The organism is Mesorhizobium sp. CNPSo 4689 (assembly GCF_057784325.1).
This window is the reverse complement of sequence record NZ_JBWLUZ010000066.1, coordinates 1-15,832: the sequence shown is the minus strand read 5'-3', so window position 1 is coordinate 15,832 and position 15,832 is coordinate 1. Positions and strand designations below refer to the sequence as shown.

Below are 15,832 nucleotides of genomic sequence, written 5' to 3'. Positions count from 1 at the left end.
TGGCCTACTGGCGCAGCCAGTTTGTTGACCACGAACCTGACTTGGCCCTTCCGACCGACAGACCACGAGCCGCACTTGCTACCCACACCGGGTCAATTTTCTCCCTGGATGTCGACAAGCCGCTGATTGCGCGCTTGGAGCGACTGGCGGCGAGCGTCACCTTTTCTTTGTGCAACGATTTCGTCAATTGGATGTGCATAGCACGAAAGACCGCAGAGGCAGATGTGAGATGGCTAAACAAAAGAAGAAATCCTTAGCTCAGCTTATTGCCCGCTGCCCGATCTGTAGATTCGCTCAAACACGGTTTTGCTATTCTGTTTCGGGTTACAATATGTGGCGTTGCCGGGAATGCGCCACTGATTTTGTGTACCCTGCGCCTACCCCGTCGGAGCTGGCAGCCCTGTACGACAGGGAAGCCTGGTTTGAGGGCGAAGAGAGGGGAGGGTATGCGTCCTACGATACAGGGACGGATCCAGCACCGCAGTGGCTGGTGAGCCTCCTGGACAGGCTGAAAAGCCCAGTTGGAACTCAGCGAATATTGGATATCGGATGTGCCTATGGGACGCATCTCGCGCTCGCGCACGAGAAGGGCTGGACATGTTACGGTGTAGAGCCGTCGGCTCATGCACGCAAAATCTGCCAGGAGCGGCATCCTAAGCTTTGTGTGACGGCGACCATAGACGAAGCTCCCGCGGGTACGTTCGACCTAATTCTGCTGCGCGACGTCATAGAACACGTGGCCGATCCTTATGAGATTTTCTTCAAGCTGTTCAGCCGTGGCGCGGTCGGCCCTGACACTGCATTTGCCATCACAACTCCAAACTCCCGATCGTCTTCTGCTCTCCGCGATGGGTCGGAATGGGCCAGCTGTCATCCGCCGTCGCATCTTGTTCTCTATTCGGGCCTTTCGTTCGAGGTACTTCTCAAGACGCTCCGTTTTCAACACATCGAGATTACCGGCCTGCATGTTGTCGACGAAGAACGGAGGCCTGCTCTGCCCGAAGACGAACCCAAGGAGCGGAACACAGAACTGGTACCTTTTAGATGGCTCCTCGTCACAGCCAGCGGGAGCGATTTCGGGGAGTGAACATGAGCGGCTTGTGCCGCAAACGAGCTCACAGGCGCTGAGCGGCGGACGGATGGCGGCGGGTTTCACCGCGGCTGTATCTGGACTTGGGAGCGCGCTGGGGATTTGAAGCGTCTGGTCCGGCGGGGCTGCTGCCCCGGCGGTCATGGTCCAGCCGGCAGCAGATTGCTGGCGAGCGCCCGGAACGGGCTGCCTCGGGACAGGCGGCGGCAAAGGCCAGGGCGAATGCGCGAGACGGTTTCGATGACGCGGGCGCCGGACGGCAGTAGGTGTAGTCGGAGGCGAGCTGGCTCTTGTGCATCTTGATCAAGTTCTCGGCCTAGAGCACGTCCTGTTTAATCCGGTTCATATCCTGCGGCTTTGAAGTAGTTGGCACATTCGGCTGGGGTGAAGAGGTCGACGACCGCGCCGACCGCGTCCCACAAAGCCTTGATGGTTCTCTCGGCCTTCGCTCGCAGCAGTGCCTTGAGTTTGGCGAAGGCGTTCTCGATCGTTTGTTCATGATGACTCTCGATTGCAGCTTCCTGTTGAGTTGTCGGCCATATCTACGAGCCAGATGCACTGGCGGCCGACCTTGGCAAGTCGTCCCTTGAGATCGCCTCGTCGGAGCCATCCATAGACCGTCTGACGGTGGGCGCCGATGCGATCGGCGTATTCCTGCAGTGTCATTTCACCATCATGCTGTCGCGGGACATTACCGGACCAAATGGGGCGCGTGGTGCCGAGCCTGCGTATTCCGACGAAGCCGGCCATCGATTCCGATTTGAAGCCGGCCAGTCATTCCGATTTCAATCCGGCCGGTGTTCCGATTTGAAGCCGGCCATTTTTCGGACTGATCCTGGGTCTCGTTGATGTTTGGATTGGGTTTCGTTTCAGGTCAAGCTTGGGCTGTTTCAGACGCTTTTGGCGAGCGCTGTTTTCGCATGCTTTCACCGGTGAGATCGATGCGATAGGCGTTGTGAACGAGGCGGTCCAGGATGGCATCGGCCAGAGTTGGGTTTGCAATGATCTCGTACCAGCGATCCAGAGGCAGCTGACTGGTGACGATTGTCGATCGGCGTTCGTAGCGGTCTTCAATGATCTCAAGCACATCACGCCGCTGGTCATCATTGAGTTTTTCCGGTCCCCAGTCATCGAGAATGAGAAGGTCGGTTTTGGCAAGTTGCTTGAGGATCCGGCCATAACGTCCGTCGCCTCTGGCAAGGGCAAGAGTTGCAAACAGCCGGGGAACGCGGTGATAGGCGACGGAGAAGTCTTCGCGGCAGGCCTTGTGGCCGAGAGCGCAGGCCAGCCAGCTCTTGCCCACGCCCGCCGGCCCGGTGATGAGAAGACTGTGATGCTTTCTGATCCAGTCGCAGCCGGCGAGCGCCATGAACAGATTGCGGTCAAGACCGCGTGCGGCACGGAAGTCGGCATTCTCGATCTGTGCGTCATGGCGCAGCTTTGCAGCCCTGGCGCGGGCTTCGAAACGCTTCTGGCGGCGCATGGTCGCCTCGCGCTCGAGCAGCATAGCAAGCCATTCGCCGTGCTCGAGGCCGCGTGCTTCGGACTGTGCGTCGAGTTCTAGGAAAGCGGTGGCCATGCCGTAAAGGCCGAGTTCGCGCAGCATGTCGATGGTGGGATTGATCAGCATTGGTGTGTCTCCTCAATGAAAGTAATCAGGGCCACGCAGATTGGCGTGATCGACGATGGCGGTTGGTTCGGTGGACTGCCTTGCGGCCTTGTGATTGGCGATAAGCGAGGCAATGCTCTTGCAGTTCAGGCCACCGATCTCGACAGCGCGGGCTGACACAGCTTCGGCGCGATCGCGTGTGACATCGCGAAACAGGCGCAGGACACCCAGGCATGTTCGAAAGCCTTGTTCAGGATGTGGGCGGCTGGCGAGGATTGCGACAATCAAGCCTTCCGTCTCGGGGCCGACGGATGCGGCCCAGCGACGGAAGCGATCTGGCGTCCACTCGGCATAGCGCCGGTGGGAGCTGGGCATGTGATCCGGATCGGTTCCATGGCGAGGACCGCCATAGCGGCGCTGATGCACCGCGACGCGCTTGCCGCGGTGGAAGATCTCGATGGTGCGTGCCGTTGCTCTCAGATCGACCTGCTGGCGAATGAGGCTGTGCGGCACGGAATAAAAGAAGGTCTTGAACTCGACGTGGTAATCCGTCGAGACGCGGGCCAAACGCCACTCGGCGAATTCGTAGTCTTCGCTCGGAAGGCTGGCGAGCGCAGCACGCTCGACGCTCTCAAACAGTTGCCGGCGACTGACGCCCAGCCGACGCATGACATGATCATTGATGCGATCGAGTGCCTGGCGAATGGCGGCATTGGCCTCGGCCAGCGAGAAGAAGGTCTGATTGCGCAGCCGCCCCAGAATGCATGACTGGGCGAAACGCACGCCGTCGCGGCCGTGCCGGAAGAACGCCGACGCCATAATGGGATGCCATCATGCCGTAGCTGCGATTGATCTCGGGATCGTAGAAGCTGGCGCGGCTGACGCCCGACTTCAGATTGTCGGGGACGATCCGTCGGGGAACGCCATCAAAAAAACGAAACATCCTGACGTGTGAACCAATCCAATCAGGCAGTGTCTGGGTCCAGGTTGCTTCGGCATAGGTGAAGCTGGACGCTCCCAAGACCGCCACAAAGATCTCCGCCTCACGGATCTCGCCGGTGTCTCAACGATCGGGATCTTCTTGCCGGAATAGTCGACGAAGACCTTGTCGCCGGCGGCGTGTTCCTGGCGCATCGTCGGGGAAAGCCGCTGTTCGAAGCTGCGAAAGAGCTCGCAGAACCGGCTGTAGCCATATCCGTCGGGATGACTTCCTCGATACTCCTCCCACAAGATGAGGAGCGTGACGCCCGGCTTCTTGAGCTCGACGGCAAGATGGGCCCAGTTCGGCTCTGTGCGCCGCCCACCGTACTGCGTGCTATTCCCAGCACGACCGCAATCTCGCGGGAGCTGGTCCCGCTTCCGGCAAGCCGAAGCATTTGTCTCAACTGTCTCATGGTCAGCCTTCTCTTTGCCGGCATCAAAATGTCCTCGTTCATCGCGAGGTAATTGACGCCAAAGTTGCTGACCCAGGAGGTAATCTTCAGTGCCGAAAACCGGCCGGTCTTTGGTTGGAATGGTGGCCGGCTTCATACCGGAATGGTGGCCGGTGTTTGATCGGAATGGCGGCCGGCTTCACGTCGGAATCCGCACCGAGCCCGCGTCGCTGTAGCAGGCGACGGATCATCGGCGCGTTGAAGCTGTCCTTCTTTGGCGGCGACCAACCTTCAGCGTTGAGCGTGTCGGCAATGGTCTGGCTGGTTGCTCCCTGCTTTCGCAGCCCAGTAATGTGGGTAAGCAAGCCGTCGAAGTGCTCCAGCTGTTCGAAGCGTCGGACCGGTCGGATGAGCGCATGCCTCGTCACGGTTCCGCCCGCCCAATGACACACAAGCTCGGCGCGCTCGGTCTCCCCAAGGCGCGCGATGGCCTGCCGATCCCGCGCGGTCGTTGACGCTGCTTGCCATAACGCCGGGATATCTTCGGCCAATCGACGCACTGCGCTTCGTTCAGCATCTGTGAGTTGCTCGGGCTCTCGTTCAAGGGCGCGCCGTTTCTCGTCACGAAGCGTCTGTTCGGCCGAGAGTGCTGTTTCCCAGTCCCGCTCCAGCGTTCGGGCGACCAGGCGATTGTCCGGATCAACCGCCTCGTAACGGCGGCGGGTAAGCGCGGTCTCATATTCCGCCCGTTCCAGGCGCAGCTTCCATTGTTCATGCAGTTGTTGACGCTCAAGCTCGATGTCCTCGGCGGCCTGCAAGCTCACCTCGATCGCTGCAGGAGAAAGGGCTTCGAGCATCAGTGCGGCTATTTGCGCATCGACCGGGCGCGCACTGATCGACTGGCAGCGCGGCGCACCATAGGTGGTCGCCATCTGGTGACAGACATAGCGCGCCTCCCGTCCGTCGTCGGTATAAGTCGTGAACATCCGCCGCCCACACACGCCGCAGGCGACGAGGCCATCAGCAGCGCTGCGCCGCCGCGGGGAACGCCTGTATGCCGCGTGCGATTCATGGCCATCTGCTGCTGGTTCCTTTCAAAACTGCTCCAGCTAATATAGGCCGGCAACGCGTCCTGGTGGAGCACCATCCATTTCTGTGGGTCACGCAAATAGTGCCGTCCACTATGTGGCTTGCCGGCAAGCCGGCGGCGGGCGTCGTATTCCCGCCGGCCGAAGACATAGGCGCCGGCATAGGCGGGATGGCGAAGCATGTCTGAGAGCGTGGCCCGATTTGGGCGGTTCCAGCGAACGTCGCCCTTGTTGGGCCCGCTGCGGATGCGATCCGGCAACTGGATGTCGTGATCGACCAGGTAACGCAGCACGCCGCTGATCGAGCGTCGTCGCTCGAAGACGGCAAAGACCAGGCGGATGGCGCGTTGCACACCCTCGTCAGGGTCAAGCGCGACATCCCCCGAGGGCTTGAGCACATAGCCGCGTGGCAGTCCCAGGAAGAGTTCGCCCCGCCGCGCTTTTGCGCGCCGCCCCTCGTGTATACGGGCTTTGAGGATGTGAAGCTCGGCTTCGCTCATCGTCCCCTTGAGGCCGAGCAGCAGCCGGTCATTGTACGTGCCCGGATCGTAGATGCCGTCGCCGTCGCCGATCAATGTGTCGAACAGCGCGCACATTTCGAGCAACTGATGCCAGTCGCGGCAGGAGCGCGCCAGGCGCGACACCTCGATTCCCAGTACCAGCCCGACATGGCCGAGCCCCACCTCGGCGACGAGGCGCTGGAAGCCCGGCCTGTCCAGGGTCGACGAACCCGAGCGACCGAGATCATCGTCGATGACGGTCACCTGCTCACGACGCCAGCCAAGCCGGCACGCCCGATCGGCAAGGCCGTATTGCAGCCGGGTAGACTCCCGGTTCTGCGTCACCTGCCGTACTGTTGATTGGCGGACGTAGACCACCGCCTGGCGTTCCTGGTGACGCTGCCCGATCTTTTCAGGAATCATCAGGTCTGAGCGCTGCTCCGCCTTCATCGCCTGTCTCCCGATCTGCCGACAGCTGCCGTTGGATCAATTCGCCCAGCAGCACCACCAGACGCCGGCGCCGGTCGAGCGGCACCTCCACCCACCGGACATGTTTCCGATTCGACATCTTCTCGCCTCGTAATCCAGCGGGCGATGCAAACAAGTGCGCGATGGCCCACATGAGGCACTAACGGAACCTGTGACTCAGAGGCTCCAACGCTATGGCTGATAGCGCATCTACATCCGCCAATCGACCGTCGACCAGCTTGCCAACAATCATGAGAGCCGGCGGCGTCAATATGGCCTTGCCGAGCGCGCCCGTGCTCTTGGCTGGACGGATGTGACAGTCATCGATGACGACCTTGGCCGCTCGGGTTCGGGCGTCAGTCGTCCGGGCTTCGAGAAGCTGCTGTCAGCGATCTGTGAAGGCCGTGTCGGTGCTGTGTTCGCAATCGAAGTGTCGCGCTTGGCGCGCAACGGACGCGACTGGCACACGCTGATCGAATTTTGCGGCCTGGTTGGCGCGGTAATCGTCGATGAGGATGGAATCTACGAACCCCGCCATCCAAACGATCGGTTTTCAATGACGTAGCGAGATGGGCATTATGATGTGGGACCAGGGCCCATCACTGCGCTCGCCTTCCGTGCCACGATCGATCAGCCGGACCGCTTTCGCCGGTCGAGGGATGTCGGCGCGCATCTGGGCTTGACCCCGGCACGCTATCAATCTGGTGAGACGGACATTCAGGGCAAGGTCAGCCGATGCGGCGACGAACTCGCCCGCACGGCTCTCTATGAGGCAGCTCATTCGCTGCTCGTGCTCAGCAAGAAATGGTCGAGCCTCAGAGCATGGGGCATGAACGTGGCCAAGCGGCGCGGCATGGCGCGAGCCCGGGTCGCTGTTGCCCGCACGCTCGCCGTCATCCTGCATCGCATGTGGAGCGATGCGACCGAGTTCCGCTTCGGCAAGGAAGCCGGCCCGGCATTGGCATGAAATAGACAAACGGACAAACGAAGAGGAAACACGGTGGTTCGCCCGAAAGGGTGATCCGGATCGTTCCCGTGAGGACGATGGGCAAGGCGATCTCGCTGGCAGGCTAGATCCTGGGACAGACAATCCCAAGGTCGCTCAACAGATTGAGACGCCTCGCTCTCCTGACCCCACCATGCGGCGGCCCGGCGCCGACCGCGAAGAGAAGCGAGTGACTCGCGGGGCGACATGGTCCGGAAAAAAGAAGCAGGAGAAGCTTGACCTCACCAACCCCAATCAGAGAAGCCTGCTAGCTTACGTAGCTCAGGTACGGCCTGTACAGAGGGAACGTTATGTCCTCGGGGATACCGCTGATCAGTGCTAATGCCGTGATAGCATTATAATTAGCTACTTCAATTGGCATTCCTTTGTTCGACTGCGCTAAGGCGTGGAAGACGCTTTGCTGCGTGTGAAAGTCGATGTTGAATGAAATCGACGTTGTTAAGCTGCGCACATGGTGGAGTGTTCCGGGCGGCATGTACAGGACATCGCCGGCAGTAACTGTGACCACGATAGGCGTCGCTTGCTCGTACTGAGGAAAACGCAGGTAGTCCGGTTGCTCAGGGTCGACATCAAACCACCTCCAACCGCGGCGTCCACAGTACTTAGCTTGGCTAGGTGGGAGGATAGTGAATTGTTTGGCGCCGTAGATTTGAAAGAAGAGGTTATGGCTTAGTAGCGAATCGAAGTGCAGTGGAGTGATGGCGCCCGCCGGGCCCATAAAGAACTGAGAGTACCGCCACCAGTGCTGGCGATACCAGAGCGGTAGATACTTTTCGGGAAACGGCTGACAATCCTCGGCCAGGCTTTCGACCATGCCGAGTAGCGGAATATCGTGACAGTACGGCGCCGCGTCTATGTTGCAAAAGGCCCCACGGTCGCCCGAGAGCCGTTCCTCGAGGAAACGCGTATATTCTGAGAATTTCCAGGGCGAGACATTAATCTCATTGCTCTCAAGCGTCTTAACAGGGATAGTAAGTCCCCCCGCTATTTCCCCCAGATATTGGGGTGACCAGCGCCGGCAGGAATCCCAACCCGCACAGCCGCTACGCAGGAGAATCGGTCGCATTCCGTCCCTGTAACTGCTTGCAAACTCGCGCTCAGACAGCTGTGTTGCTACAGTAACCGATGACCAACCCGAATCCTCTAAGTTTGACGATGCGCAATCTTGCGATTGTTGGATCGTAGATACTAAGTTAAGATCTGCCATTATACACATCCTTCCAGATATAAACGGTTAACGGTATGTAGTTTCATAACATGGACACAGTGATCCTGCAATCGGCGTGATTTCACTCACGATCTGGACGAGCATCTCGCAATGGTCTATCCGTTATGATCTGTCTCTTCGTTGAGCTGAATGAATACGATAAGCTAGTCTCGCCACTCCGGCAATTCAACTCGTGGCCGGAACTGGGCAGTACCAAATAACGGCCAGTGACGACACTACCATCCTAGGTAGGTGCACGGACCGAAGTTGCCGTTTAAACAACCTAACCATCGGCGGAATTCCGGGCAGAGGCTGGCTTGCGAAGTCAGGCTTGGGAGGTCGCATCGACCGCTCGAAGAGTATGGGGGCGGTGCTGTAGGAGACGTCGTCTTGCTGAGGAAAGATCATGCGCCAAGAGAGTAGCTATTTGCCTTCGAAAACCTTCAATCGAACGTGCGATCATATTCGCGATCCTTTCCCGCTGTGTTCAAGAAGGCCTTGGGAGCTATTCTCGAGGATGAGAATGGCTTCGAGTTTATCGATTTTCTCTCGGGCGCAGACGTCTTCAGTCTTTCCGTGCGCGGAAGGGGCATGATGTTGGAGCTCGATTGCAGCACAGGCGAACTGACCGAAAAAATCGCCCGGAAGGCCTTTGAGGTCAGTCTCGTAGTTGAGCGATGCAGCGCGGAGGACCAGGTCATCAAGCTTCTTCCTCCTTTGACGATTAATAGTCATACGCTTGAAAGAGGTCTGGACGTTCTGGAAAAATCTCTGCACGCAACCGCCTATACCTCACCACAAAGACGGCGGGTACGAGTAAAAAGCTGATGCCTGTTTACGTTTAAACACTGCAAACCACGATGGAGTCATACCAATGACAAGAAGAGCACTCATCATGATTGAAGGCCACAGGCGTATTGGCCCGCTGTTCGTCGAAGCGGCCCGGCGTCTTGGCCTTCATACAATTACTCTATCGGCTGATCCAGCACATTATGAATATCTCTCATCGGAAAGTATTGAGGTAATACGTGTCGATACGAATAATCTCGACGCGCTGATCCACGAATGTTCCCGACTGCAGGCGACCTATGACATTGCCGGTATTACGGCCGCAGAGGAGGAGGTTTATGCGACAGTTGGCAAGCTCTGTCAGCATTTCGGTCTGCCGGGACCCAACCCCGCCTCCGTTGAGCGGTGCTACGACAAATTCGTTCAACGTCAGCTCCTCGCGGAGGCCGGCGTTCCAATACCTGCTTATCGCTTGGCTGCGAATGCGACGGATGTTGAAAGCTCTGCCGCGGAGATCGGTCTGCCGGTGGTACTTAAGCCGGCCGTAGGCACCGGCAGCAGCGGTGTCCGATTGTGCCGCAATGTCGACGAGCTAGCCGAGCATACTAAATATCTGTTGGATGGGAAGCACATATGGCTGTGTTCGCCAAGGATACTGGTCGAAGAATTCGCTCAGGGCCCCTACTATGGTGCCGACATAATGGGAAATGAGGTCATTGGGGTTGCCGCCGTTGATTTCGCTCCACCACCCTATTTCGTCGGTCGTGAGTGCATCTATCCGGCCCCGCTGACTGATGACCAGCATAGGCGTATCTCCGATATTTCGCTGAGCTGTTTGCGAGCTCTTGGCCTTGGCTGGGGGCCGTCGAACGTTCAATTCCGGTTGACGAAAGGTGGCCCTGTCGTAATTGAAGTCAATCCGCGACTTACGGGCGGGACCAATCCTCAACGTGTTCAGCTGGCTTACGGTATCGATCTTATCACGGAGCACATCAAGCTTGTCATCGGCGACGAATGGGATTTGCGCAGAAGACATTCAAACACTGCGGCAACGCGACACCTACTTCCTGAGCGCGACGGCATCCTCGACTGGATCGAGGGCGACAGTCTGGCAGCTGCTGTACCAGGTGTCACTGAGGTCAAATTTTATGTTGAACCCAAAACGCCGATCGTCATGAAGGGCGATGTCAGAGACCTAATGGGACATATCATCGCCACCTCACCCAGTCTTGCTGAGACACAGGCGATACTTCAGCGTGCCGCCAACTTGATCGACTGGTCGATCACACCATTTCCGACCCATACCGAACGGGAACAATCTGCGGCCCCTCCCTTCCCGGACTGAAGATGGTATGCGGAAGACCGGATTGAGTGGAGAGAGCAACTCGCTTGCCGCTTGGCCGGTCCTGCCGCAGGAGTGTGGGATCGCCGAGAATCGGTATGCAGGTCTCTTAGAGCCTGACCCAAAACTCGAGATTGGGCGGTGGAGGCGGTTGAGTGGCCCCGTCCGTTGTGATTCGCTTGAGCTGTCTAGACTTGAGCAGGATCACAACATGGGTTGGACGGAGACCACCCGGCGGCAGTATTGCCGCGCGGGGCAGCGAGATGCAAATGCAATGACGGACCGGGAATGGGCGTTGATCGAGCCGTTCATGCCTGGAGCGAAGGCGTCGGAACGACCACGCACGACCGAACTGCGATCGGTAGTGGATGCGCTCCTCTATATTGCCTGGACCGGCTGCCATGTGGCGGGCGTTGCCGGACCGCTTCCCGCCCGTTTCGACGGTTCAACGCTATTTCTATGCCTGGCGAGACAATGGGCTGTGGAGGACATCAACTTCCACCTGGTGGCTGCGGCATGCCTGGCGCCTGGTCGCGAGGCGAGCCCGAGCGCCGGCATCATCGACAGCCAATCGGCAAAGGCCACGGACGTTGCCGGTTTGCGTGGCTACGACGCCGGCAAGAAGGTCAAAGGCCGCAAGCGCCATATCATTACCGACACCGAGGGGCACCTTGTCGGGCTGAGGGTGCACGCGGCCGACATCCAGGACAGGGATGGGGCAGTTGGCGTCACCGCCTCCATTCGACAGCTTTACCCGTGGCTGCGCCATCTATTCGCCGACGGCGGCTATGCCGGAGAAAAACTGACGCAGGCTCTCGCCAACCTGGGTACATGGACCATCGAAATCATCAAGCGCTCCGACGCGGCCAAGGGCTTCGAGGTCCTGCCGCGACGATGGGTCGTCGAGCGAACTTTCGCCTGGCTCGGACGTTGTCGCCGGCTCGCCAAGGATTTCGAGGCGACTATCGCCAGCGCCGAGGCATGGATATTCATCGCCTCCATCCGCCTCATGCTCCGCCGCCGCGCAGCTCCACCTCGCACGTAACCGAGTTTCGAGTCAGATGGGGTGATTGGGGCCTCGACCGGGCCAGATGATGGCGGCTGCTCCTGTCGAAATGTGAAAACGTGGTCGATGTGAGTCGCCACAAACATTTGGAAGGAGCAGCCATGAAGTACTTTGCCGGACTGGACGTGTCTTTGGAAGAGACCTCTATTTGCATTGTCGACGAGACTGGCCGGATCGTGAAGGAGGCGAGAGCGTTGAGCGATCCGCAGGCATTGTGTGACGCGCTGAAGGGGACCGGCTTGCCGCTTGAGCGGATCGGCCTGGAAGCGTGCTCGCTGACGGCCTGGCTTCACGATGGACTGCACGCCGAAGGCTTGCCGGCGACCTGCATCGAGACGCGGCAGGCCAACGCAGCGATGAAGACGATGCCCAACAAGACCGACCGCAATGACGCCCGCGCGCTGGCGCAGATCATGCGCACCGGCTGGTATCGGCAGGTGCATGTCAAGAGCAGGCAGTGCCGGCTGTGGCGTTCGCTGCTCGTTGCTCGCCGCACGGTGCTTGAGATGCGTTCGATCGAGAACGTAATGCGGGCGATCCTGCGCGAGGCCGGCGTCAAGCTGGGCCTGCCGTCGCGCAGCGCGTTTGCCGGCCGCGTGCGTGAGTTGACGGGCGCTGACGCCGAGGTGATGGCGATGGTCGAGCCGCTGCTTGCAATCCTCGGTGTCATGTTGAGAGAGTTCGCGCGCCTGACGAAGCAGGTTCTCGACATCGTCCGCAATGAAGAAGTCTGTCGGCGGCTGAAGAGCGCGCCGGGCGTCGGGCCGATCACCGCGCTCGCCTTCCGCGCCACGATCGACCGGCCTGAGCGGTTCGGCTCGTCGCAGGCGGTGGGGGCGCATCTGGGACTGACGCCGGCACGCTACCAGTCCGGCGAAACCGACATCCAGGGAAAGGTCAGCCGATGCGGCGACGAACTTGCACGCACCGCGCTTTATGAGGCGGCCCACACACTGCTGGTGCGATCGAAGAAGTGGTCGAGCCTCAGAGCATGGGGCATGAACATCGCCAGGCGCCGGGGCATGGCACGAGCCCGGGTCGCGGTCGCCCGCAAACTGGCCGTCATTCTGCATCGCATGTGGGCCGACGCGACCGAGTTCCGCTTTGGAAAGGAGCCTGTTCACCTGGCCACGTGAACTGAGACAGATCGAGGAGCAAGCAACACGAACAAAGCCTTCGCCCGAAAGGGCGATGCCCGGATCGTTCCCTGGGGACGATGGGCGAGGCGATCTCGTTGAGAGTCCCGAACCTGCGGGCCCAAGCGCGGCAAGGTCGTGAAACAGATTGAGACGCCTCGCCCTCCTGACCCCATCATGCGGCGGCCCAAGCGCCGATCGCGAAGAGAAGCGAGTGACCCGCGGAACGGTCCAGAAAGTGCAGGAGCATCTTGACCAAAACGGCCCCAATCAGAGAGGCTCTTATACCAACGGTCTTGGCTGCTGACTCTTTTATGATTTTGGCCGATTTGCGCGCCGTGATTCCCTATTGCCGAAGGAGATTCGGCGATGGGATCAGCGGTGAAGTTGCGGACGGACTTTTCGGCGGGGAAGCTTCGCCGTCTTGCCCGGAACTCAAAGGATGTGCGCCAGAGCAGCCGGCTGTTGTCGATCGCGGCGGTTCTGGACGGCATGAGCCGGGCCGATGTGGCCCGGATCGGCGGGATGGATCGCCAGACGCTACGCGACTGGGTGCATCGGTTCAACACGGCCGGCCCCGATGGTCTTGTGGACCAATGGGCGCCGGGACCAGCGTCCCGGCTGTCGCATGAGCAGCAGGCCGAACTGGCCGCGCTTGTGGAGAAGGGCCCGGATCGTGCCGTCGATGGCGTCGTTCGCTGGCGGCGGATCGACCTGAAGAAAGCCATCAAGGACCGCTTCGGCATTGATTATGACGCGCGCTATGTCGGGAAGCTGCTGCACAAGCTCGGCTTCTCCCACATGAGTGTGCGACCGCGTCATCCGGCGCAGGATGCCCATATCATCGAGGAATTCAAAAAAACTGGCCTCGCACGCTGAAGGCGCATCTTTGCGACTTGCCGCCGCGCACGAAGGTGGAGGTCTGGTTCCAGTGTATGGTTCGCCTCCGGTTTGCAAGAAGAAACGGCAATCCCGATTGACCCTGCTTCAGCGTATCCGGCCTGTTTACGGGCGAAGCTCGCCCCGGCCACAATGGGAGCCGCTGGGATGCGTTCCTTACAAGACGACCAGACCTTTGATCTACTGCCACCACCAGGTTCGACGTATCCGGTCGAGGCAGGAGTTCAATCTACTGGAACCATCAGGCTGCACTGCGGCGCGGCAATCAACGTGCGAGCGCGTATTGCCTCACCGTGGAATGCGCATTGCCTCGCCTGAACTGCTCCCTAAAATTGGTTTGTTGCCTCATCTAGTTTGCTCCCGAATCAACAACTCCGGGAGCTGTGATGAGGGAGGTGAGCATGGCGACACGAGCGGAATTGGTGGCGGCGATCAGTGGACGCTATGTTTTAGGCGGGCGGGCCGAAAAGGCGAGGATGTTGGACGAATTCGTGGCCCTCACTGGCTTTCATCGCAAGCATGCGATGCGACTGCTGCGAGGAGACTGCGCGCCGGCGAAGAGTGGTCCTCGGCCGGGGCGGCGGGTTTACGGTGATGAGGTGCGCGCCGCTCTCGTCGTCGTTTGGGAGGCATCGGATCGAATCTGCGGGAAGCGACTACACCCGCTCTTGCCAAGCCTGATCGAAGCGATGGAACGCCACGGACACGGCGCTATGGATAGCGAGACCCGCCGGCAATTGTTGACGATGAGCCCAGCGACGATTGATCGCGTTCTCAAGGACATTAAGGCGAGTGCCAGCGGGCCGCGGCGGCGGAAAGGATCAACGACGATCCGGCGTAGTGTTCCAGTTCGGACTTTCTCGGATTGGGATGACCCCGCACCCGGCTTTGTCGAGGCGGATCTTGTTTCTCATTCCGGCCCATACGCGAAGGGCGCCTTCTCGCAAACCCTGGTGTTGACCGATATCGCCACGGGCTGGACGGAATGCGCGCCGCTGCTGGTTCGCGAGCAAACGGTCCTGATCACTGCGTTGGCCGAACTGCGCAAGTTGCTGCCGTTCCCGCTGCTGGGCTTCGACACCGACAACGACAGCGTCTTCATGAACGAGAGCGTTCAGGAGTATTGCTTGCGTGATAATATCGAACTCACCCGTTGCCGCCCCTACCGGAAGAATGACCAGGCATTTGTCGAGCAGAAGAATGGCGCGGTCGTGCGTAAGATCGTTGGATACCGACGCTTCGAGGGACTGCAAGCCACACGGGAGCTAGCCAAGCTTTATTCCTCGATGCGGTTGTTCATCAATTTCTTTCAGCCATCATTTAAGTTGAAAGAAAAGCATCGTCACGGAGCCAGGGTGGTCAAGCGGTATCATCGTCCCGCCACGCCCTATCAGCGGCTGCTTGACGATGCCGCACGCCGGAGGATACGCGCCTTCGCCTCAAGGCGATGTACCTGACGCTCGATCCGGTTCGGCTGCTGCGCGACATACGCCTGACACAAGAGAGGTTGGTCGACATCGCCGACAAGCCGGACGGTTCGGCTGCCGCCGACGGCGAGGCATTGCCGCTCGAAGACTTTCTGTCGGGGTTGTGGATTGCGTGGCGTGGTGGGGAAGTGAACCCGACCGCCCGCCCCAAGCCGGCGGTCAAGCGAGAGCGGCGCAGACCCGATCCTCTCCTTGCTGTCACTGCCGAGCTTGAGGAATGGTTCGAGGCAGAGCCTTGGCGAACGTCACGAGAGTTGCTTGAACGCTTGCAGGTCAAATATCCCAGCGTGTATCCCGACGGCCTCATTCGAACCGTGCAGCGTCGAATGAAGATCTGGCGCAGTACGCAAGCCAATGCGTTGGTGTTCGGGCCATTCGCCGATGCTGCGCGGACGGAAATTGTAGAGGTCGTGCGGTGAGATCATCCCTGAGCAACACAGGATCGGCAGAGGCTAAATCTCGGGAACAATCAGTGAGGCAATCGAGAACATCCGAGTGAGGCAACGGCATTGTTCTTTGGGAACACTCTTGGGCGAGGCAATACGAATCTCATCCTGATCGGGTTCTTCCGCATATTTGGTGCAGGGACTACTTTTTTCGGGTGTCCCTTTGTCCGGTTGGGTCAAGCGGCTGCCAGCAGTCGGCTCCGGAGGAGTGGATAGGCGGCGCGCCCGTACATCTGGCGCTTGATCGTCTTGAGGCGGTTGATCTGGCCTTCGACCGGGCTCGTGCTCCAGGGCTGGGTGATTGCCGCCCGGACAGCCTCAATGT

At 59.6% G+C, this 15,832-nt stretch carries 11 protein-coding genes and 7 pseudogenes; 10 read left to right on the top strand and 8 right to left on the bottom strand.

Features of this window, described 5'->3' with window-relative positions:
* The coding region (locus AC04SI_RS32435) for a hypothetical protein (protein WP_488475655.1) at positions 1-257 on the top strand (257 nt) is incomplete at its 5' end.
* Positions 230-1,087, top strand: coding sequence for a class I SAM-dependent methyltransferase (locus AC04SI_RS32430; protein WP_488475654.1), 858 nt, complete (start codon positions 230-232; stop codon positions 1,085-1,087). The genes AC04SI_RS32435 and AC04SI_RS32430, both read left to right, overlap by 28 nt.
* A gap of 143 nt (positions 1,088-1,230) precedes the next feature.
* Here AC04SI_RS32430 and AC04SI_RS32425 read toward each other — a convergent pair.
* From AC04SI_RS32425 to AC04SI_RS32395, 7 genes and pseudogenes are all read right to left on the bottom strand, one after another.
* Positions 1,231-1,380: pseudogene (locus AC04SI_RS32425) on the bottom strand (IS1380 family transposase); the annotation flags it as partial.
* 42 nt (positions 1,381-1,422) lie between these two features.
* Positions 1,423-1,578, bottom strand: a pseudogene (locus tag AC04SI_RS32420) (IS630 family transposase); the annotation flags it as partial.
* 7 nt (positions 1,579-1,585) lie between these two features.
* The gene (locus AC04SI_RS32415) at positions 1,586-1,756 is read right to left on the bottom strand and encodes a helix-turn-helix domain-containing protein (RefSeq protein WP_488475656.1); all 171 of its coding nucleotides are present in this window, start codon (positions 1,754-1,756) and stop codon (positions 1,586-1,588) included.
* A 208-nt stretch (positions 1,757-1,964) separates the two neighbouring features.
* Positions 1,965-2,720: an IS21-like element helper ATPase IstB gene (gene istB / locus AC04SI_RS32410; RefSeq protein ID WP_488475653.1), complete on the bottom strand. Its 756-nt coding sequence runs from the start codon at positions 2,718-2,720 to the stop codon at positions 1,965-1,967.
* Positions 2,721-2,732: 12 nt separating this feature from the next.
* Positions 2,733-4,117, bottom strand: a pseudogene (gene istA, locus AC04SI_RS32405) (IS21 family transposase).
* A 62-nt stretch (positions 4,118-4,179) separates the two neighbouring features.
* Positions 4,180-5,058: a hypothetical protein gene (locus AC04SI_RS32400; protein ID WP_488475652.1), complete on the bottom strand. Its 879-nt coding sequence runs from the start codon at positions 5,056-5,058 to the stop codon at positions 4,180-4,182.
* 146 nt (positions 5,059-5,204) lie between these two features.
* Positions 5,205-6,083: pseudogene (locus tag AC04SI_RS32395) on the bottom strand (recombinase family protein); the annotation flags it as partial.
* 253 nt (positions 6,084-6,336) lie between these two features.
* Between AC04SI_RS32395 and AC04SI_RS32390 the strand changes: the two are divergent.
* Positions 6,337-6,678 (top strand): annotated as a pseudogene (locus tag AC04SI_RS32390) (recombinase family protein); the annotation flags it as partial.
* Between the two features lie 36 nt (positions 6,679-6,714).
* Positions 6,715-7,095, top strand: a pseudogene (locus AC04SI_RS32385) (transposase); the annotation flags it as partial.
* Positions 7,096-7,381: 286 nt separating this feature from the next.
* Here AC04SI_RS32385 and AC04SI_RS32380 read toward each other — a convergent pair.
* Positions 7,382-8,341 carry a cupin-like domain-containing protein gene (locus AC04SI_RS32380; RefSeq protein ID WP_488475651.1) on the bottom strand — a complete coding sequence of 320 codons (960 nt, stop codon included), beginning with the start codon at positions 8,339-8,341 and terminating at the stop codon, positions 7,382-7,384.
* 483 nt (positions 8,342-8,824) lie between these two features.
* Here AC04SI_RS32380 and AC04SI_RS32375 point away from each other — a divergent pair, with 483 nt between their 5' ends.
* The 6 genes and pseudogenes from AC04SI_RS32375 (at position 8,825) to AC04SI_RS32350 (ending at position 15,480) form a co-directional block, all read left to right on the top strand.
* Positions 8,825-9,169, top strand: a complete 345-nt coding sequence (locus AC04SI_RS32375) for a hypothetical protein (protein ID WP_488475650.1) — start codon at positions 8,825-8,827, stop codon at positions 9,167-9,169.
* A 46-nt stretch (positions 9,170-9,215) separates the two neighbouring features.
* Positions 9,216-10,475 (top strand): ATP-grasp domain-containing protein, encoded by a 1,260-nt coding sequence (locus AC04SI_RS32370; protein ID WP_488475649.1) that lies wholly within the window; start codon positions 9,216-9,218, stop codon positions 10,473-10,475.
* Between the two features lie 7 nt (positions 10,476-10,482).
* Positions 10,483-11,517: an IS5 family transposase gene (locus AC04SI_RS32365; protein WP_488475648.1), complete on the top strand. Its 1,035-nt coding sequence runs from the start codon at positions 10,483-10,485 to the stop codon at positions 11,515-11,517.
* A 122-nt stretch (positions 11,518-11,639) separates the two neighbouring features.
* Complete coding sequence (locus tag AC04SI_RS32360; RefSeq protein WP_488475647.1) at positions 11,640-12,674, top strand: IS110 family RNA-guided transposase; 1,035 nt, start codon at positions 11,640-11,642, stop codon at positions 12,672-12,674.
* 369 nt (positions 12,675-13,043) lie between these two features.
* On the top strand, positions 13,044-13,553 hold the full coding sequence (locus AC04SI_RS32355) for a helix-turn-helix domain-containing protein (RefSeq protein ID WP_488475646.1): 510 nt from the start codon (positions 13,044-13,046) through the stop codon (positions 13,551-13,553).
* A 407-nt stretch (positions 13,554-13,960) separates the two neighbouring features.
* A pseudogene (locus tag AC04SI_RS32350) lies at positions 13,961-15,480 on the top strand (integrase catalytic domain-containing protein).
* Positions 15,481-15,832: the final 352 nt, after the last annotated feature.